General features: G+C 61.6%; 15 protein-coding genes. 8 read left to right on the forward strand and 7 right to left on the reverse strand.

Annotation, left to right across the window (positions count from 1 at the left end):
* Positions 1 to 4: 4 nt before the first annotated feature.
* A complete protein-coding gene (locus tag J1G18_RS21550; protein ID WP_007967803.1) occupies positions 5 to 604 on the reverse strand; it encodes a CoA pyrophosphatase in 600 nt (199 codons plus the stop codon).
* A 146-nt stretch (positions 605 to 750) separates the two neighbouring features.
* Between J1G18_RS21550 and J1G18_RS21555 the strand changes: the two genes are divergently transcribed.
* The 7 genes from J1G18_RS21555 to nagE all read left to right on the forward strand — a co-directional run bounded on the left by J1G18_RS21555 (position 751) and on the right by nagE (position 9,320).
* Entirely contained in the window at positions 751 to 1,302 is a 552-nt protein-coding gene (locus J1G18_RS21555; RefSeq protein ID WP_210558950.1) for an NUDIX hydrolase, read from the forward strand.
* Positions 1,303 to 1,351: 49 nt separating this feature from the next.
* Positions 1,352 to 1,867 carry a murein L,D-transpeptidase family protein gene (locus J1G18_RS21560; RefSeq protein WP_027610965.1) on the forward strand — a complete coding sequence of 172 codons (516 nt, stop codon included), beginning with the start codon at positions 1,352 to 1,354 and terminating at the stop codon, positions 1,865 to 1,867.
* 282 nt (positions 1,868 to 2,149) lie between these two features.
* Positions 2,150 to 2,881: a GntR family transcriptional regulator gene (locus J1G18_RS21565; RefSeq protein WP_045122308.1), complete on the forward strand. Its 732-nt coding sequence runs from the start codon at positions 2,150 to 2,152 to the stop codon at positions 2,879 to 2,881.
* Positions 2,882 to 2,911: 30 nt separating this feature from the next.
* Complete coding sequence (gene nagA, locus J1G18_RS21570) at positions 2,912 to 4,018, forward strand: N-acetylglucosamine-6-phosphate deacetylase (RefSeq protein ID WP_134785506.1); 1,107 nt, start codon at positions 2,912 to 2,914, stop codon at positions 4,016 to 4,018.
* Entirely contained in the window at positions 3,999 to 5,021 is a 1,023-nt protein-coding gene (locus J1G18_RS21575) for an SIS domain-containing protein (protein WP_223008424.1), read from the forward strand. Before nagA ends, J1G18_RS21575 begins: the two co-directional genes overlap by 20 nt.
* Before the next feature lie 34 nt (positions 5,022 to 5,055).
* Entirely contained in the window at positions 5,056 to 7,569 is a 2,514-nt protein-coding gene (gene ptsP / locus J1G18_RS21580; RefSeq protein WP_223008425.1) for a phosphoenolpyruvate--protein phosphotransferase, read from the forward strand.
* A 35-nt stretch (positions 7,570 to 7,604) separates the two neighbouring features.
* On the forward strand, positions 7,605 to 9,320 hold the full coding sequence (nagE, locus tag J1G18_RS21585; RefSeq protein WP_223008426.1) for an N-acetylglucosamine-specific PTS transporter subunit IIBC: 1,716 nt from the start codon (positions 7,605 to 7,607) through the stop codon (positions 9,318 to 9,320).
* Positions 9,321 to 9,374: 54 nt separating this feature from the next.
* Here the strand turns inward: nagE and J1G18_RS21590 are convergent, their stop codons facing one another.
* The 4 genes from J1G18_RS21590 to purL all read right to left on the reverse strand — a co-directional run bounded on the left by J1G18_RS21590 (position 9,375) and on the right by purL (position 15,768).
* Complete coding sequence (locus tag J1G18_RS21590; RefSeq protein WP_007967820.1) at positions 9,375 to 9,821, reverse strand: hypothetical protein; 447 nt, start codon at positions 9,819 to 9,821, stop codon at positions 9,375 to 9,377.
* 138 nt (positions 9,822 to 9,959) lie between these two features.
* Complete coding sequence (locus tag J1G18_RS21595) at positions 9,960 to 10,322, reverse strand: DUF6124 family protein (protein ID WP_210558946.1); 363 nt, start codon at positions 10,320 to 10,322, stop codon at positions 9,960 to 9,962.
* Positions 10,323 to 11,554: 1,232 nt separating this feature from the next.
* Positions 11,555 to 11,866, reverse strand: coding sequence for a YqfO family protein (locus tag J1G18_RS21600; RefSeq protein WP_223008427.1), 312 nt, complete (start codon positions 11,864 to 11,866; stop codon positions 11,555 to 11,557).
* Between the two features lie 5 nt (positions 11,867 to 11,871).
* Positions 11,872 to 15,768, reverse strand: coding sequence for a phosphoribosylformylglycinamidine synthase (gene purL, locus J1G18_RS21605; RefSeq protein ID WP_223008428.1), 3,897 nt, complete (start codon positions 15,766 to 15,768; stop codon positions 11,872 to 11,874).
* Between the two features lie 285 nt (positions 15,769 to 16,053).
* On the opposite strand from purL, the gene mltF reads away from it, so the two are divergent.
* Positions 16,054 to 17,514: a membrane-bound lytic murein transglycosylase MltF gene (gene mltF, locus J1G18_RS21610; RefSeq protein ID WP_097086355.1), complete on the forward strand. Its 1,461-nt coding sequence runs from the start codon at positions 16,054 to 16,056 to the stop codon at positions 17,512 to 17,514.
* A gap of 127 nt (positions 17,515 to 17,641) precedes the next feature.
* On the opposite strand, the gene pdxJ is transcribed toward mltF, so the two are convergent.
* Together pdxJ and recO are read right to left on the reverse strand one after the other, a co-directional pair.
* Positions 17,642 to 18,385, reverse strand: a complete 744-nt coding sequence (pdxJ, locus tag J1G18_RS21615; protein ID WP_085654695.1) for a pyridoxine 5'-phosphate synthase — start codon at positions 18,383 to 18,385, stop codon at positions 17,642 to 17,644.
* A gap of 39 nt (positions 18,386 to 18,424) precedes the next feature.
* Positions 18,425 to 19,114, reverse strand: coding sequence for a DNA repair protein RecO (gene recO / locus J1G18_RS21620; protein WP_007965159.1), 690 nt, complete (start codon positions 19,112 to 19,114; stop codon positions 18,425 to 18,427).
* Positions 19,115 to 19,169: the final 55 nt, after the last annotated feature.

Consider the following 19,169-nt stretch of genomic DNA (forward strand, 5'->3'; position numbering starts at 1 on the left):
GGCTTCAGGTGTTGATATAGCTTTTGGGCGGATGATGCAGGCTGATCTGTTCGTCATAGAGCAGATTGATCAGTTCGACGATCATGATAGCGGTCAAACCCCAGATTTTGAATTCGCCGTAGCGATAACTCGGCACATACCAACTGCGGCCCTGGTAATCGATACGGTGCGTGTGTTCGCGCGGGTCTTTGCGGAAGAACTCCAGCGGCACATTGAATACCGCTGCGATCTCGGCATCGTTGGCCTGGTATTCGACGAAGTCCGGGATCACCCCGACATACGGCGTGACCTTGATGCCGTGCAGGGAGATCAGCGGGCTGAGCGGGCCGATGACCTCGACCAACCCCGGTGGCAGGCCGATTTCTTCCTCGGCTTCGCGCAGGGCGGTAAAAATAAGGTCGGGGTCTTCCGGGTCACGGCGCCCGCCGGGGAAGGCCACTTCGCCGCCATGGGTCGAGAGGCCGCTGGCGCGCAGGGTCAGCACCAGCTCGGGTTCGTCACTGCGGGTGATCGGCACCAGAACAGCGGCCTCGGGGAAACGTTTATCGGTCTCCAGCGTGCGCGGTGTGTGGTTGCTTACCCTATGCAGTAGCTCGTCCAGCATGAGTGTTCTCGATCTGTGCCTTACCCTGCATCATGCACCAATCATGGCAGCCGCCCAAGCCCCTCGCCGGGCCATGTCGCGAAACGACAACTTGCCGACCGGCACCGCTGCACGCCAAGATAGGCGCAGCATTCAGGAACCCCAGCATGAAATTTTGCAGCCAGTGCGGCAACCCGGTGACCCAGCGCATTCCCGAAGGCGATTCGCGGCTGCGATTTGTCTGTGACAGCTGTCAGACCATTCACTATCAAAACCCCAATATCGTCGCCGGTTGCGTCGCGACCTGGGGCAGCCAAGTGTTGCTCTGCCGCCGCGCCATCGAGCCCCGTCTCGGCTACTGGACGCTGCCCGCCGGTTTCATGGAAAACGGCGAGACCATCGAGCAAGCCGCGATCCGCGAAACCGCCGAGGAAGCCTGCGCCCGAGTGCGTAATCTGAGCATCTACACGCTGATCGACGTGCCGCACATCAGTCAGGTGCATGTGTTCTTCCGCGCCGAGCTGGCCGATCTGGACTTTGCTGCCGGGCCCGAAAGCCTCGAAGTACAACTATTCGACGAAGCCGACATCCCGTGGGACGAGCTGGCTTTCCGCACCGTGGGGCGTACCTTAGAATGCTTCTTCGCTGATCGCCGCGCCGAAAGCTACCCGGTTCGCTCCGAATCGATTCCGCCGTTGACGCAGCCTGCCATCACCTAAAAGCTTCTATAAATAAAATATCTGCGTCACTCCCTGGGGAATCGTTTCAATGCGCTGGTTGCTTGCCCTGTTTTGCCTGTCGTTCGTCACCGTGTCTCAAGCGTCATTCGTGACCACCGTGACGCCGTCGAATACCCCGATGATCGAAAAAATCCTGGTGCTCAAATCGGCTCATCAACTGCAATTGATCGCCGACGGCAAGCCGATCAAGACCTATCGCATTTCCCTGGGCAAGGGCGCGAAAAAAGGTCCGAAACTGATTGAAGGCGACAAACGCACGCCCGAAGGTTTCTACTGGATCGACTGGCGCAAGGTCAGTGAAAAATTCAACCTGGCGATGCACATCTCCTACCCGAACATCAGCGATTCGGCCCGCGCCCGCCGCGAAGGCGTCGAGCCTGGCGGGATGATCATGATCCACGGCACCCCGGATTCGGAAGAAACCCCGGAAGACCTGTTCCACACCCTGGACTGGACCGACGGCTGCATCGCCATGCGCAACATGGACATGCGCGAAGTCTGGGGTCTGGTGCCGGACGGCACGATGATCGAGATCCGTCCTTAACCAGCGACCACTGGTCACCTGAAAAAAATAAATCAAAAGATCGCAGCCTGCGGCAGCTCCTACAGGGTTGATACCACTTCCCACTGTAGGAGCTGCCGCAGGCTGCGATCTTTTGCTTTTTACAGCCAACCCCTAATACCACTTCAAACCACAACCCTCGAAAACCGCCATTTCATTGGGCTACACGCCAATTCCCTGCGTTGACATGGTATTCAAGTGGTATTAATTTCCGCCCCACAAGCGAGCAACAACAATCCTATACTCGCGTCGGAAATGACCTACATGAACGACCTCCAGGCCCTACGCCCAGATGACTCCCAGCCGACGCCGCTGTACCTGCAGCTGGCGCGCAATCTGGAATCGGCGATCCATTCCGGGCAGTGGAAGGCCGAGCAGGCGATGCCGTCCGAGCGCAACCTCAGCGAGCAACTGGGTATCTCCCGGGTCACCGCACGCAAAGCGCTGGAAGTGCTGCTCGATCAAGGTCTGATCCGCCGCCTGCAAGGTTCCGGCACGTTCATCACACCCCGTCTGGAACAACCGCTGTCACGCCTCTCGGGCTTCAGCGAAATGCTCCGCCTCAAGGGCTTTGTCCCCAGCTCGCAGTGGCTGGAACGCGAAATCACCCTGCCGACTCACGAAGAACTGATCCGCCTGAGCCTGTCGCCGAACGACAAGGTCGCGCGCATGAAACGCCTGCGCAAGGCCGACGACACGGTGATGGCCATCGAGATGAGCACCCTGCCCGCCTCGATCATGCCCAAGCCGCAATTGGTCGGCGATTCACTCTACGAATACCTCGACGGCATCGGCAAACCGATCGTCCGCGCCTTGCAGCACATCCAGGCGATCAATGCCTCGGACGAGTTCGCCGCGCTGGTCGGCATCGCCCCCGGCACCGCCATGCTGCTGATGACCCGGGTCGGCTATCTGGAAGACAACACGCCGATCGAAGTCACCGACACCTATTGCCGCAACGACTACTACGACTTTGTTGCAGAGCTTCGCCGCTGATCAGCAGCCAGGCCAAACGAGAGAAGCAAAATGTCCGAAGACAACATCCTCACCGCCAGCGGCTGGGTTCGCGGCCGGCTGATCCACGAACACGGCAAAGTCGTGTCGATCGAAGGCGTGCCCTGCGATCCGGCCGACAATGATCTGCCCTACCTGCTGCCGGGTTTCATCGACCTGCACGTCCACGGCGGTGGCGGCAAAGACATCATGGAAGGTGCCAGTGCCTTCGAGACCATCACCCGCACCCACGTGCGCTTCGGCACCACTTCGCTGCTGGCCACCACCATGACCGCACCGAGTGCCGAGATCTCCAGCGTGCTGAAAGAGGTCGGCGAGTTCTGCGAACAGCGTCCGCAAGGTGCCGCCCGCGTCCTTGGTGTGCATCTGGAAGGCCCGTACATCAACCCCGGCAAACTAGGCGCGCAACCGAATTTCGCCCACACCGCGTTGATGGCCGAGGTCGAGGAATACCTCGCGCTGGCGCCGATCCGGGTGATCACCATCGCTCCGGAAATCGCCGGCCACGACGGGTTGATCCGCGAACTCAGCAGCCGGGGCATCCGCATGCAGATCGGCCATACCCTCGGCAGCTACGAGGAAGGCGTCGCCGCTCTGGAGGCTGGCGCGACCAGTTTCACCCATTTGTACAACGCCATGAGCCCGCTGCATCACCGCGAACCGGGGATCGTCGGCGCCGCGCTGGCCCACGCCAAATTCGCCGAACTGATCCCGGACTTGCTGCACGTGCATCCCGGTGCGATCCGCGTGGCCCTGCGTTCGATCCCATGCCTGTATTGCGTCACCGATTCGACCGCGGCCGCCGGCATGCCCGACGGTGAATATAAGCTCGGCAGCCACACCGTGACCAAATGCCTGGGCGGCGTGCGCCTGCCCGACGGCACGCTGGCCGGCAGCACCCTGACCATGGATCAGGCCCTGCGCAATCTGGTGAAGATCGGATTGCCGATCGCCGAGGCCTCGCAACGTCTTTCGCAATTCCCCGCCGACTACCTCGGCATCAACGAACGCGGGCGCCTCGAACCGGGTGCCTGGGCCGACTGCGTGCGGCTGGATCGCTCACTCACACTGACCGCCGTCATGGTCGAAGGAGAAGACATTGACTTCAAAAATGCTTGAAGAGGCGCTGTCCTCGTTCGAGGCCGTGCAAGCCCAACTGCAACAGCTCGACCCGCAGATGATCGAAATCGCCGGGCGCCTGCGCCGTCAGCCGCCACAAGTGGCGATGACCGTCGCGCGTGGCAGTTCCGACCATGCAGCGAGCTACTTCGCCTACCTGACCATGCAGCAACTGGGCGTACCGGTGGCGTCGCTGCCGATGTCGGTGGTGACCATGCAGCAGGCGCCGCTGAAGGTCAGCGGTCAGGTGGCGTTCGCGTTCTCGCAATCGGGTCAGAGCCCGGATCTGGTCAACAGTCTGCGGCTGCTGCGCAAGCGCGGCGCACTGAGCGTATCGATGGTCAATGCCGCCGATTCGCCACTGGAAGCGGCGTGTGAATTCAGCCTGCCGTTGCTCGCCGGCACCGAAAGCAGCGTCGCCGCGACCAAGAGTTTCATCGCCACCCTCAGCGCCAGCGCCCGCCTGATCGCGCACTGGAAAGAAGACAGCGAACTGCTGGAAGCGCACAACGCCCTGCCCGAAGGCCTGCGCGAAGCGGCGCAGCAGGACTGGAGCGCGGCCATCGACGCCTTGCGAGATTGCGAACGGCTGATGGTCATTGGCCGTGGTGCCGGTTTCGCCATCGCTCAGGAAGCCGCGCTGAAATTCAAGGAAACCTCGGCGATCCAGGCCGAAGCCTTCAGCAGCGCCGAAGTCCGTCACGGCCCGATGGCGCTGATCGACGAGCATTACCCGTTGCTGGTGTTCGCCCCGCGCGGTGCCGAACAGGCCGGTCTGATCAGCCTTGCGGCAGAGATGCGTCAACGCGGCGCCCGTGTGCTGCTGGCCGCGCCGGACGACATCCTCGAACGCGACCTGACCCTGAGCCGCGCCGAACACCCGGCCCTCGATCCGATCCTGGCGATCCAGAGCTTCTACGTGATGGCCGCAGGTCTCGCCGTGGCCCGCGGCATGGACCCGGATCAGCCGCGCCACCTGAGCAAAGTGACCCGTACGCACTAAGCCCGAATGACTGCACACCTGATGAGACCGAGCCATGCACAACAACAATAAAGAGCTGACCCTCAGCGCCCCGCTCAGCGGCCCGGTGCTCACGCTCGCCAAAGTCCCGGACGCGGTGTTCGCCAGCGGCGCGATGGGTGACGGCATCGCCATCGACCCGCTGAATGACACTCTGTATTCGCCCTGCGCCGGGGAGATCATCCACGTCGCCCGTACCGGCCACGCCCTGACCGTGCGCGCTGACAACGGCGCAGAAATCCTCCTGCACCTGGGCCTCGACACCGTTGAACTGAACGGCGAAGGCTTCTCGATGCTGGTCAAGGAAGGTACGCGGGTCAGCAACGGTCAGCCATTGTTGCGCTACGACCTGGACCAGGTCGGCCAGCAGTGCAAAAGCCTGGTCAGCCTGTTGATCCTGACCAACAGCCAGGATTTCCAGGTGCGCCCGATCACGCTCAAACCGGTAAAGGTCGGCGAGCCGTTGCTGCACATCGTTGCGCGCAACAGTTCGGTGGCAAATGCTGAAACGCTGGACGGACCCGAGGTTCACGGTCATGTGCTGGTGGCGCATCGCGGCGGCCTGCATGCACGCCCGGCCGCACTGATTCGCCAGACCGCGCAAGGCTTCAAGAGCCAGTCGCAGCTGCACTTCGCCGGCAAATCGGCGCCGTGCAACAGCCTGATCGGCTTGATGGGACTGGCCATCGGCGAGCAGGATGAAGTGCACGTCAGCTGTCAGGGGCCGGACGCCGAAGCCGCGCTGCAAGCCTTGCTCAATGCGTTGGCGACTGCCCTGCCCGACGATCATCACGCCGCTGCACCGGTCAGCGCCGCACCGCGCAAGCGCCCGGCCGAAGCTGGCGTGCTGCAGGGTGTGTGCGCCGCGCCGGGACTGGTCGGCGGGCCGCTGTTTCGCCTGAACGCGATCAGCCTGCCGGCAGATGCGGGCAATCATGCTCCGCTTGAGCAACTGCAGAAACTTGAAGCAGCGCTGAATCAGGTTCGCGGCGAAATCAACGCTACCCTCGCCCAAGCGAAAAAGCACAAAAGCACCGACGAAGAAGCGATCTTCGCCGCGCACCTGGCCCTGCTCGAAGACCCGGCCCTGCTCGACGCCGCGCAGCATTCCATCGACCAAGGCACGGCGGCGACCCACGCGTGGAGCCAGTCGATCGACGTGCAGTGCGAAGTGCTGCAACACACCGGCAGTGCGCTGCTGGCCGAACGCGCCAACGACCTGCGCGACCTCAAGCAACGTGTCCTGCGCGCCCTGCTCGGCGAAGCCTGGCATTACGACGTGCCGGCCGGCGCCATCGTCGCTGCGCATGAACTGACGCCGTCGGATCTGCTGCAACTCAGCGCCCAAGGTGTCGCCGGGTTGTGCATGGCCGAGGGCGGCGCGACTTCGCACGTGGCGATTCTGGCGCGCGGCAAAGGTCTGCCGTGCCTGGTTGCACTGGGCGCCGCATTACTCGATCAAGCACAAGGTCAGTCAGTGGTGCTGGATGCCGATGGCGGTCGCCTCGAACTGACGCCGAACGCCGAACGCCTGGCCGAAGTACAACAGGCGCAAATCGAGCGTCAGCAACGCCGCGATGCGCAACAGGCCAAGGCACATCTGCCCGCCGAAACCCGCAATGGCGTGGCGATCGAAGTGGTCGCCAATGTCGCTTCCAGCCATGAAGCGGCAGACGCCTTTGCCAACGGTGCCGATGGCGTCGGCCTGCTGCGCACCGAATTTCTGTTCGTCGACCGGCAGACCGCGCCGGACATCGAAGAGCAGCGTGCCGCCTATCAAGCCGTGCTCGATGCCATGGGCGAGCACTCGGTGATCATCCGCACCATCGACGTCGGCGGCGACAAGCAACTCGACTACCTGCCGCTGCCCGCCGAAGCCAACCCGGTGCTCGGCCTGCGCGGCATTCGTCTGGCTCAGGCCCGTCCGGAAATCCTCGATCAGCAACTGCGCGCACTGCTGCAAGTCAGCCCGCTGCGCCGTTGCCGGATCCTGTTGCCGATGGTCACCGAAGTCGACGAACTGCTGCACATCCGCCAGCGGGTCGATGCGCTGTGCTTGGAACTGGGCATCAATCAGCGCCCGGAAATCGGCGTGATGATCGAAGTCCCCGCCGCTGCGTTGCAAGCCGAACAACTGGCCGAGCATGCCGACTTCCTGTCGATCGGCACCAACGATCTGTCGCAATACACCCTGGCGATGGACCGCGACCACGCAGGTTTGGCCGCTCGGGTCGATGCCCTGCACCCGGCGCTGCTGCGACTGATCGCCATGACCTGCGCAGGTGCGGCAGTGCACAAGCGCTGGGTCGGCGTCTGCGGTGCCCTCGCCTCCGACCCACTGGCGACGCCGGTGCTGATCGGCCTCGGTGTGACCGAACTATCGGTGAGCCCGGTGCAGATCGGTGAAATCAAGGATCGCGTGCGCCAGTTGCACGAGGCCGAATGCCAACGCCTCAGCCGCGACCTGTTGAAACTCAACAGCGCCGCTGCGGTACGTCACGCCTGCCACCAGCATTGGCCTCTGCACTAACAACAAGCTCTCTATAAAGAGCAGGGAGAACCACCATGTACCAACTCTTCATCGAAGGCCTGCAACGCCTCGGCCGTGCGCTGATGCTGCCAATCGCGATCCTGCCGATTGCCGGCCTGCTGCTGCGTCTGGGTGACACCGACCTGCTGAACATCGCGATCATCCACGATGCCGGGCAAGTGATCTTCGCCAACCTGGCAATGATCTTCGCCATCGGCATCGCTGTCGGTTTCGCCAAGGACAACAACGGCACCGCAGGCCTGGCCGGGGTGATCGGTTACCTGGTGATGATCTCCACGCTCAAGGTGCTCGACCCGAGCATCAACATGGGCATGCTCGCCGGGATCGTCAGCGGCCTGATGGCCGGCGCGCTGTACAACCGCTTCAAGGACATCAAGCTGCCGGAGTACCTGGCATTCTTCGGCGGCCGCCGGTTCGTGCCGATCGTCACCGGTTTCGCCGCCGTCGCGCTGGGCGTGGTGTTCGGCTACATCTGGCCGCCGATCCAGCACGGCATCAACAGCTTCGGCAGCCTGATGATGGAAAGCGGCAGCTTCGGCGCCTTCGTGTTCGGCGTGTTCAACCGCCTGCTGATCGTCACTGGCCTGCACCACATCCTCAACAACATGGCGTGGTTCGTATTCGGCAACTTCACCGACCCGACCACCGGCGCACTGGTCACCGGCGACCTGTCACGCTACTTCGCTGGCGATCCAAAGGGCGGCCAGTTCATGACCGGCATGTTCCCGATGATGATCTTCGGCCTGCCCGCCGCATGCCTGGCGATGTACCGCAATGCGTTGCCGGAGCGCCGTAAGGTCATGGGCGGGATCTTCCTGTCGATGGCCCTGACCTCGTTTTTGACCGGCGTGACCGAGCCAATCGAATTCGCCTTCATGTTCCTCGCCCCGCTGCTGTATCTGCTGCATGCGTTGCTGACCGGCCTGTCGATGGCGATCACCAATGCGCTGAACATCCACCTCGGTTTCACCTTCTCCGGCGGCTTCATCGACATGGTGCTGGGTTGGGGGCGCTCGACCAATGGCTGGCTGGTGATCCCGGTCGGGCTGGCGTACGCCGTGGTGTATTACGCAGTGTTTGATTTCTGTATCCGCCGCTTCAATTTGAAAACGCCGGGGCGTGAGGACGTGGCCGCCACCGAGAAGTCGGTGCTTACGGAAAACGAACGTGCCGCTGCGTACATCAAGGCCTTGGGCGGTGCCGAGAACCTGCTCACCGTTGGCGCCTGCACGACTCGTCTGCGCCTGGAAATGGTCGATCGCAACAAGGCTTCCGACGCTGACTTGAAGGCTCTGGGTGCGATGGCCGTGGTACGCCCGGGCAAGGGCGGCAGCTTGCAGGTGGTGGTCGGGCCATTGGCCGACAGCATCGCCGACGAGATCCGCCTCGCCATGCCGACGCTGGGGCATGCGTTGGTGGCTGCGCCTGCGGTGGTGGTCGAGGAACCGAAAGCTGCAATGGTCGCTGCACCGGAAGCCCAACAATGGCTGACGGCGTTGGGCGGTAGCGAGAATGTGCTGCAGCTGGACTGCATCGCCCTGACCCGCATTCGCCTGCAACTGGTCGATGGTAAAGCGTTGTCCGAGGCTCAGTTGAAAGAGCTGGGTTGCCAGGGTGTCAGCCCGCTGGAGGGTGGGGTCTGGCATTTGTTGATTGGCGAGAAAGCGGCGAGTTTGAGTGGGGCGATTGAGGCGTTGGTTAATCGGAGTGAGGTCAGCGCCAAGGTTTAATCAACACAAAAAAACCGGCTCAGGCCGGTTTTTTTTATCGCTGACACGTTCAGCTCAGGGTAAATGCTGTTCTGCCTGGTAATGGCGAGTCTGGAATGGCATCAGCGTTTGAACCTTCAATCCAAGGCTTTCTGCTAACCCCCAAGAGACGGCTAATTGATCCTTGCGATTGCGTAACGAAACCATCTTTGGAGGTGCAACATCCTGCTTCGGCGTCGAGTGCGCGAAAAGCTGCAACGCATGCAGCGTTTCCAGCACGCGACTATCAGACACACAAGAGAAGCGCGTAAACCGCTCCAACAGGTAAGCCGCGCGACGGCGTTCTATATCGTCACTGTGATTTTTCAGAAACGCCTTAACCTCGCTTTCAACACTAGAATTCGAGTACCACACTTCTTTCGCAGCGTTCACCAGCGCGACGTCATCGGCCTGATTGAGAGGGCTCCTGACGAGAGTATCCAACGCGGATGAGAGGACGTGCGCGTCATTCACCTTCGTCATCTCCCTTCTCCAGATAGTCTTGCCAGTTAATTAGAAGAGCTTCGCGAGCAGGCTCGCTCCCACAGGTTGAGCAGTGTTCTCAAAATCCTGCACGACGTTGTGGGAGCCCGCCTGCTGGCGATCAACGATGTCGCGTTATCAGGTTTGTGGATCGACCCGATCCAGCGCCCGGTTTACCGCGAGTTCGGCGAGCATGATGATTTGCTGGATCGCCAGAGCGGTGCTGCGTTGCAGGCCGCTGAGTTCGTTGGCGAAGTTGCTCGCCATGGCACTGGCAGAGGCCAACGATTCGTAGGCGTGGGCTAGCAGGGTTTCGGTGTCGACGTTGGGGTGGACGAGGAACATCGTGCTGGGTTGTCGGGGTTTGGCGGGTTGCGGGGTGAAGTAGAAATCGACAGCGCGCTTGATGGCTTCACGGTCTTTGGCTAGGTCTTCGACCCGGATGGCGTCGACGGGTGGCGTTGTAGCTTCGTGGGGTGGGTCGGGGATCAGTTTGTCCATCGAACAAGTCCTTTTAAGTGTTGCAGCCACTTGCTCCCGATCTCACTCGGAGAAGAGGTGGCAGCCATGTACGGAGTGAGATTACCGGTAAGGACCCCAAATCCGGCCGGACCGAAGTCCGCCCGTACATAGCCGCCATAAGGAATTGCTGACAGCGAAAGCTGACCGCAATTATGGGGGCACTTGTCTGGGGATCCAAATCGGGTATCTCACCTCCCGGTCGCTGAATTGGCAGCGACAAGCAAAGCCTAGAGACCGGGCGTCCGAGGGACAACCTGAAAACCTTGTGGGAAGGTTCTGGTTATTTGACACAGATTTAAACAGGACCAATGCCCTTGGTGACCAGACTGACCCCATCGCCAGCAGGCTGGCTCCCACAATTTCAACCCGGTGTATTCAGGTAGAGATTGGTCGGCTGTCAGGCCGCCATCGCTGGCAGGCCAGGCTCCCACAGGGGTTGAGTACATCTGCAATGGATCAGTGAGCTATCAGGACGCCTTCGCGAGCAAGCCCGCTCCCACAATTTCAACCCGGTGTATTCAGGTAGAGATTGGTTGGCTGTCAGGCCGCCATCGCTGGCAAGCCAGGCTCCCACAGTGGTTGAGTACATCTGCAATGGATCAGTGAGCTGGCAGGACGCCTTCGCGAGCAAGCCCGCTCCCACAATTTCAACCCGGTTTATTCAGATAGAAATTGGTCGGCTATCAGGCCGCCATCGCCAGCAGGCTGGCTCCTACAATTTAGCAAGCGCACACCCCATGCGGCGAAGCCGCCCCACTCCAGGATGAGCGCAAGCTCGGCTGCAGCTCTTGATCTTGATCCACGGGCGACGTCGGAAGGCTGAGTGGAGGGATTGATCCGGGGGTGGGAGCGCAGCGACCGTTTGGCGCAGCCAAACACAGCGAGAGGAGGTGCAGCGAAGCAAACCGGAGGCGCTGCGCCCGGATCAATCCCGGAGCGAAGGGACCCCGAGCCTCAGCGAGCGGGCCGAACGTAGGAGCAAGACTTTTTGGTTACTTTTGAGGCGTTTGTCAAAAGTGACTCGCTGTAAGAGCGAAACCGCCAGCCGCAGCACCCGCAGAAACGGATATTCACACAGTCAGCCAGAACATGGTCGCCTGTCAGGGCGCCATCGCGAGCAGGCTCACTCCTACAGAAAAGCAAATCGCAGCCAACAAAAAACCCGCAGACAATCACTCATCTGCAGGTTTCCCGTTCCAGCGGAAGGAAGATCAGAAATCCTCCAACCGCCACACTTCATAAGCCGGCGTCTCGTACGGGTGACTCAACTTCAAAGCCGCCACCACATCACGAATCAACGCGTCACAAACCACAAGCTCAACCTTCCACTCCTCAACCCGCTCAACCTGCCCCGCCTCACCAATGAACGGCTGACTGCCGTCCAAAGGCCGAAACTGACCAGACCCAAGCACCTGCCAAGCACAGTGGTCATAGTCCCCGATCCGCCCACCACCGGCAGCGAATACAGCGTCCTTGACCACCTCGACATGACTGTCAGGAACAAAAAACCCGAGCTTGTACACAGGCCTCAGTTCACCCAGACGCGAGCATTACGGAACATGCGCATCCAAGGAGCATCCTCGGTCCAGTCTTCCGAACGCCACGAGTTCTGCACCGCGCGGAACACCCGCTCCGGGTGCGGCATCATGATCGTCACACGACCGTCGCGGCTGGTGAGACCGGTAATCCCGCGCGGCGAGCCGTTCGGGTTGGCCGGGTAGGCTTCGGTGACCTTGCCATGGTTGTCGACGAAACGCATCGCCACGCAACCGGACAGATCGGCTTCCAGCAGCGCTTCTTCGCTGGAGAACTCGGCATGGCCTTCACCGTGAGCGATGGCGATCGGCATACGCGAACCGGCCATGCCCTGCAGGAAGATCGAGTTCGATTCCTGGATCTGCACCATCGCCACGCGCGCTTCGAACTGCTCGGAGCGGTTGCGCACGAAGTGCGGCCAGAACTCGCTGCCCGGGATCAGCTCGTGCAGGTTGGACATCATCTGGCAACCGTTGCACACGCCGAGGGTGAAGCTGTCGTTACGCTCGAAGAAGCCCTGGAACGCATCGCGGGCACGGCTGTTGAACAGCGCCGACTTGGCCCAGCCTTCACCGGCGCCGAGTACGTCGCCGTAGGAGAAGCCACCGCAGGCCACCAGGCCTTTGAACTCGTTCAGGTCGACGCGGCCGGCAAGAATATCGCTCATGTGCACGTCGATCGCGTTGAAACCGGCACGGTCGAAGGCAGCGGCCATTTCCACCTGACCGTTGACGCCTTGCTCACGCAGCACGGCAACCTGTGGGCGGATGCCTTTCTTGATGTAAGGCGCGGCGATGTCCTGGTTGACATCGAAGCTCAGCTTGACGCTCAGGCCCGGGTTGTCTTCTTCCAGCAGCGCGTCGAACTCTTGCTCGGCGCAGTCGGCGTTGTCGCGCAGACGCTGGATCTGGTAGCTGGTCTCGGCCCACTGACGTTGCAGCAGGCGACGCTGGCCTTCGAACACCGTGTCACCGTTGAAGGTGATGTTGATCTGGCCATTGTTGATCGGCTGACCGATCACCGACACGCAGTCACCCAGGCCGGCCGCGCTGAACTGCGCGAGGATGTCCGGAGTGGCGTCCTGACGAACCTGGATCACCGCACCCAGTTCTTCGTTGAACAGGATCGCGGCGATTTCTGCCGAGTTTTCGGCAACGCTGTCCAGGTTCAGGCTCAGACCGCAGTGGCCGGCGAACGCCATTTCCACCACGGAGGTCAGCAGACCACCGTCGGAACGGTCGTGGTAAGCCAGCAGGTGACCGTCGGCGTTGAGGCCCTGGATCACCGCGAAGAAGGCTTTCAGGTCTTCGGCGTCATCGACGTCCGGCGCCTGCTTGCCGAGCTTGCCGTGCACCTGAGCAAGGATCGAGGCACCCATACGGTTCTGACCGCGACCGAGGTCGATCAGGATCAGGTCGGTGGTGCCCTTGTCCATGCGCAGTTCCGGGGTCAGGGTCTGACGGATGTCAGCCACTGGGGCGAAACCGGTCACGATCAGCGACATCGGCGAGGTCACGGTTTTTTCTTCGCCGTTGTCGTTCCAGCGGGTGGCCATGGACATCGAGTCCTTGCCCACCGGAATGGTGATGCCCAGCTCAGGGCACAGTTCCATGCCGACCGCTTTCACGGTGTCGTACAGACGTGCATCTTCGCCCGGGTGGCCGGCAGCGGACATCCAGTTCGCCGACAGTTTGATGTCGGAGATCTTGTTGATGCGCGAAGCGGCAATGTTGGTCAGGGTTTCGCCGATGGCCATGCGGCCCGACGCCGGAGCGTCCAGCAACGCCAGCGGAGTGCGCTCGCCCATCGCCATCGCTTCACCGGTGTAGACGTCGAAGCTGGTGGCGGTAACTGCGACGTCGGCCACCGGCACCTGCCATGGGCCAACCATCTGGTCACGGGCCACGAGGCCGGTGATGGTGCGGTCGCCGATGGTGATCAGGAAGCTTTTGCTCGCCACGGCCGGGTGATGCAGGACGCGCTCGATGGATTCGCTGATGTCGAGGTTCGACGGATCGAAGTCATCGCCCAGCTCGGCTTCGCGAACCACCGAACGGTGCATGCGCGGGGCCTTGCCCAGCAACACTTCCAGTGGCATGTCCACCGGGTTGTTGCCGAAGTGGCTGTCCGTCACGGTCAGTTGCGGCTCGGCAGTGGCTTCGCCGACTACGGCGAACGGGCAACGCTCGCGTTCGCAGATCGCCTTGAAGCGCTCGAAGTCGGCCGGGCCGACCGCCAGAACGTAACGTTCCTGGGATTCGTTGGACCAGATTTCGTGCGGGGCCATGCCCGGCTCGTCATTTGGAATGTTGCGCAGTTCGAAACGGCCACCACGGTCGCCGTCGTTGACCAGTTCCGGGAAGGCGTTGGACAGACCGCCCGCACCCACGTCGTGGATGAAGCTGATCGGGTTCTTGTCGCCCAGTTGCCAGCAACGGTCGATGACTTCCTGGCAGCGACGCTCCATCTCAGGGTTTTCACGCTGTACGGAAGCGAAGTCGAGATCCGCCGAGCTGGTGCCGGTGGCCATCGAGGACGCAGCACCGCCGCCCAGACCGATGAGCATGGCCGGGCCGCCAAGCACGATCAGCTTGGAGCCGACCAGAATCTCGCCTTTCTTGACGTGTTCTTCGCGGATGTTGCCCATGCCGCCCGCGAGCATGATCGGCTTGTGGTAACCGCGAACTTCGTCACCGTGCGGGGTGGTGATCGACTGTTCGAAGGTACGGAAGTAGCCAGTCAGGGCCGGACGACCGAATTCGTTGTTGAATGCGGCGCCGCCCAGCGGGCCTTCGATCATGATGTCCAGCGCGGTAACGATGCGCTCAGGCTTGCCGTACGGCACTTCCCACGGCTGTTCGAAGCCCGGGATCTGCAGGTTGGACACGGTGAAACCGGTCAGGCCGGCCTTTGGCTTGGCGCCACGACCGGTTGCACCTTCGTCGCGGATCTCGCCACCGGAACCGGTGGACGCGCCCGGGAACGGGGCGATCGCGGTCGGGTGGTTGTGGGTTTCGACCTTCATCAGGATGTGCACCGGCTCCTGCACCGCGCCGTACTGGCGGGTTTCCGGATCCGGGAAGAAGCGGCCGGCGACGTTACCGACGATCACCGAAGCGTTGTCCTTATAAGCGGACAGCACGCCTTCGTTGTGCATCTGATAGGTGTTCTTGATCATGCCGAACAGGCTTTTTTCCTGGCTTTCGCCGTCAATATCCCAACTGGCGTTGAAGATCTTGTGGCGGCAGTGCTCGGAGTTGGCCTGGGCGAACATCATCAGTTCGATGTCGTGCGGGTTGCGCTTGAGACCGTTGAAGGCGTTGACCAGGTAATCGATCTCGTCTTCGGCCAAGGCCAGGCCCAGCTCGGTGTTGGCCTTTTCCAGCGCGGCGCGGCCGCCACCGAGGATGTCGATCGCGGTCAGCGGCTTCGGCTCGGCGTGGCTGAACAGACCGGCGGCCTGTTCCAGATTGCCCAGAACGATCTGGGTCATGCGGTCATGCAGCACGTCGGCGATTTGCTGGGCTTCGGCGTCACTGAACTGGCCGGCCACGTAGAACGCGATGCCGCGTTCCAGGCGCTGGATCTTGCTCAGGCCGCAGTTGCGGGCGATGTCGCTGGCCTTGCTCGACCATGGCGAGATGGTGCCGAAACGCGGCAACACCAGAAACAGACGACCGGTCGGCTCTTGTACCGGAACGCTTGGGCCGTACTTCAGAAGGCGCGCAAGCACCTGCTGTTCGTCGCCGGTCAGGACGCCGGTGACTTCGGCGAAGTGAGCGAATTCAGCATACAGGCCACTGACAGCTGGAACCTTCTGGCTCAGTTGCTCAAGGAGTTTGCTGTGGCGAAAGGCAGAAAGGGCAGGAGCGCCGCGCAGGATCAACATCTTCGGGACAGCCTCGGGAAGGGGTGTGCTTTGAGGCCGTGCATTCTAGCCTAAACCGCCCTCAACATCACCCGAAACGCTACGCACGGTTGCACTCGGATATCAATCTGTGTTTCTGCCTTTGAAGTCAAATTCCGAGGGTGCACGAGCCGTGCTTATTTTTCCTGTCACAAAATGCCGTTCAGCCCCATTCCTGCGGGGTTTCGTGCGGTTTTGTGATCTCTAGCAGACAAGCCGCTCACTGTCGAGATATGGCGCCCGCAGCCGTTTGCGTATACTGCGCAGATGTTTTTCCCAACGGCTTTGCGTCCGCGGTACGCCAAATGGCTGATCGCAACCGGACTCTTCCTGATGCTCGGTGGCTGTGTTGATAAACCCAACACACTCGAGCGCGTAAAGGAGGATGGTGTGCTGCGGGTGATTACCCGTAACAGCCCCGCCACCTACTTTCAGGATCGCAGCGGTGAAACCGGCTTCGAATACGAGCTGGTGAAGCGCTTCGCCGACGATTTGGGGGTTGAACTGAAGATCGAGACCGCCGACAACCTTGATGACCTGTTCAACCAGATCGGCAAGCCGAACGGCCCGGTGCTGGCGGCGGCAGGTCTGGTCAGCAGCGAGGATCGCAAGAAGCAGGTGCGGTTCTCCCACTCCTACCTCGAAGTCACTCCGCAGATCATCTATCGCAACGGCCAGTCGCGCCCTACCGACCCGGGTGATCTGGTCGGCAAGAAAATCATGGTGCTCAAGGGCAGCACCCACGCCGAACAACTGGCGGAGCTGAAAAAGAAATTTCCGGGCATCGAATACGAAGAATCCGACGCCGTTGAAGTGGTCGACCTGTTGCGCATGGTCGATGAAGGCCAGATCGACCTGACGCTGGTCGACTCCAACGAAGTGGCGATGAACCAGGTGTACTTCACCAACATCCGCGTGGCCTTCGACCTCGGCGATGCGCGCAGCCAGAGTTGGGCGGTGGCTGCTGGCGAAGACAACAGCCTGCTCAACGAGATCAACGCCTACCTCGACAAGGTGCAGAAGAACGGCACCCTGCAGCGCCTGAAAGACCGTTATTACGGCCATGTCGATGTCCTCGGCTACATGGGCGCCACCACCTTCGCCCAGCACTTGCAGCAGCGCCTGCCCAAATACGAACAGCACTTCAAAACCTACGCCAAGAAAGAGAAAGTCGACTGGCGCCTGCTGGCGGCCATCGGTTATCAGGAATCGCTGTGGCAACCGGCAGTCACTTCGAAAACCGGCGTGCGCGGTTTGATGATGCTGACCCAGAACACCGCTCAGGCGATGGGCGTGTCGAACCGTCTCGATCCCAAGCAAAGCATCATGGGCGGCGCCAAGTACCTGGCCTACATGAAGGATCAGCTCGACGAATCGATTCAGGAGCCGGATCGCACCTGGTTTGCCCTGGCGGCGTACAACGTCGGCAGCGGTCACCTCGATGACGCACGCAAACTGGCGTCCCGCGAAGGCCTGAACCCGGACAAGTGGCTGGACGTGAAGAAGATGCTGCCGCGCCTGTCGCAGAAACAGTGGTACAGCAAGACCCGCTACGGCTACGCCCGGGGCGGCGAGCCGGTGCATTTCGTGGCGAACATCCGTCGCTACTACGACATCCTGACCTGGGTGACCCAGCCGCAGCTTGAAGGCGATCAGGTGGCCGAGGGCAATCTGCATGTGCCCGGTATCGACAAGTCAAAACCGGCTCAAGAGCCTGCCCCGCTCTAACCAACAGCATAAATCCAATGTGGGAGCGGGCTTGCTCGCGAAGGCGGTGTGTCAGTCGACATATTCTTTGACTGATACACCGCCTTCGCGAGCAAGCCCGCTCCCACATTGGGTTCTGGGGTGTTGCTTAGTGCTTGGCGGCCGCCAGAATCAGCGTTTTCATCTCGGAAACAGCTGACTTGAAGCCCACGAACAACGCATGCGCCACCAGTGCATGGCCGATGTTCAATTCGTTGATGCCTTTGATCGCCGCCACGGCTTCGACGTTGTGATAATGCAGGCCATGCCCGGCGTTGACGATCAGGCCCTGCGCCAGACCAAACGCCACACCGTCCGCCACACGCTTCAGCTCTTCAGCAACTTCAGTCGGGGTTTCGGCATCGGCGTAACGCCCGGTGTGCAGTTCGATGGCCGGCGCACCGACGCGCTTCGACGCAGCGATCTGGCGCTCGTCAGCATCGATGAACAGCGACACCTCGCTGCCGATCTTCGACAGGCGCTCGACCGCTGCCCTGATGCGTTCTTCCTGCCCCGCTACATCCAGACCGCCTTCAGTGGTCAGTTCCTGACGGGTTTCCGGGACCAGGCAGATGTGCGCCGGACGGATGCGTTCAGCGAACGCCATCATTTCTTCGGTGACGCCCATTTCGAAATTCATGCGGGTCTGCAGCACATCCTTGAGCAGCAGCACGTCGCGCTCCTGAATGTGCCGGCGGTCTTCGCGCAGGTGCACGGTGATGCCATCGGCGCCCGCCTCTTCCGCGTCCAGCGCTGCCTTGACCGGATCCGGGTAGCGTGTGCCACGGGCCTGACGCAGGGTGGCGACGTGGTCGATGTTCACGCCAAGAAGAATGCGATTGCTGGTGGTCACGGATGCGCTCCTGAAGGGAAAGATTCGGCGCACAGCATATCAGGGCTTGCGAAATAGCTCGCGGCTGACGAGGGGGCGACCGCCCAAGTGCACGGCCAGTGCCTGACGCATCAGCCGCTTGGCCGCCGACAGTGCGCCGGGCGCGGTCCAGTCGGCTTCGGCCATGGCCAGCAGCTCGGTGCCGTTGAACAAGCCCGGCTGCAACAGAAACACCCGCTCAAGTCCGGCGTCCACTTGCAGACGATACAGACCGTCCGGCGCGACCGGTTCGCTGTGGATATCGGTATTCAGGGAGAAGCCGTAACCGAGATCGTCCAACAGGCGCCATTCGAAAGAACGCAGTAGCGGCTCCAACGGGCGACCCTCGGCCAGGGCCAGCAGTGTTGCAGCGTAATGGTCGAACACCGCCGGGTGCGGGTCTTCGGCAGGCAGCAGGCGGATCAGCAGCTCATTGAGATAGAGGCCACTGAACAGCGCCTCACCGACCATCCAGGTCGCATTGCCGGCACTTTCCATGCGCCCGACATTCTTCAGTTCACCCTTGCCACGAAACTCGACTTCCAGCGGCACGAACGGCCGCGCCAGTGTCCCGGCCTTGCCCCGCGCACTGCGCAACACCGCCCGCAGCCGCCCTTGCGGCGTGAGGAAGTCGACCAGCGCGCTGGTTTCGCGGTAGGCGCGCGAATGCAGGACGTAGGCGAGTTGGGCGGGAGGTGGGGTTTGCGACATGGAGTTCTCGATGAAGAAACGCGGTTTTACTCACAACCCAAAACTACTGTGGGAG

It is taken from the genome of Pseudomonas sp. MIS38 (genome assembly GCF_019891575.1).
GTDB lineage: Bacteria > Pseudomonadota > Gammaproteobacteria > Pseudomonadales > Pseudomonadaceae > Aquipseudomonas > Aquipseudomonas putida_A.

What these genes read in the sequence shown, in the direction of transcription:
- recO (WP_007965159.1), bottom strand. Translation starts at nt 19,114, where the DNA reads ATGTCGCAAACCCCACCTCCCGCCCAACTCGCCTACGTCCTGCATTCG.
- J1G18_RS21560 (WP_027610965.1), top strand. Translation starts at nt 1,352, where the DNA reads ATGCGCTGGTTGCTTGCCCTGTTTTGCCTGTCGTTCGTCACCGTGTCT.
- J1G18_RS21565 (WP_045122308.1), top strand. Translation starts at nt 2,150, where the DNA reads ATGAACGACCTCCAGGCCCTACGCCCAGATGACTCCCAGCCGACGCCG.
- ptsP (WP_223008425.1), top strand. Translation starts at nt 5,056, where the DNA reads ATGCACAACAACAATAAAGAGCTGACCCTCAGCGCCCCGCTCAGCGGC.
- mltF (WP_097086355.1), top strand. Translation starts at nt 16,054, where the DNA reads ATGTTTTTCCCAACGGCTTTGCGTCCGCGGTACGCCAAATGGCTGATC.
- nagA (WP_134785506.1), top strand. Translation starts at nt 2,912, where the DNA reads ATGTCCGAAGACAACATCCTCACCGCCAGCGGCTGGGTTCGCGGCCGG.
- nagE (WP_223008426.1), top strand. Translation starts at nt 7,605, where the DNA reads ATGTACCAACTCTTCATCGAAGGCCTGCAACGCCTCGGCCGTGCGCTG.
- purL (WP_223008428.1), bottom strand. Translation starts at nt 15,768, where the DNA reads ATGTTGATCCTGCGCGGCGCTCCTGCCCTTTCTGCCTTTCGCCACAGC.
- J1G18_RS21550 (WP_007967803.1), bottom strand. Translation starts at nt 604, where the DNA reads ATGCTGGACGAGCTACTGCATAGGGTAAGCAACCACACACCGCGCACG.
- J1G18_RS21590 (WP_007967820.1), bottom strand. Translation starts at nt 9,821, where the DNA reads ATGACGAAGGTGAATGACGCGCACGTCCTCTCATCCGCGTTGGATACT.
- J1G18_RS21595 (WP_210558946.1), bottom strand. Translation starts at nt 10,322, where the DNA reads ATGGACAAACTGATCCCCGACCCACCCCACGAAGCTACAACGCCACCC.
- J1G18_RS21555 (WP_210558950.1), top strand. Translation starts at nt 751, where the DNA reads ATGAAATTTTGCAGCCAGTGCGGCAACCCGGTGACCCAGCGCATTCCC.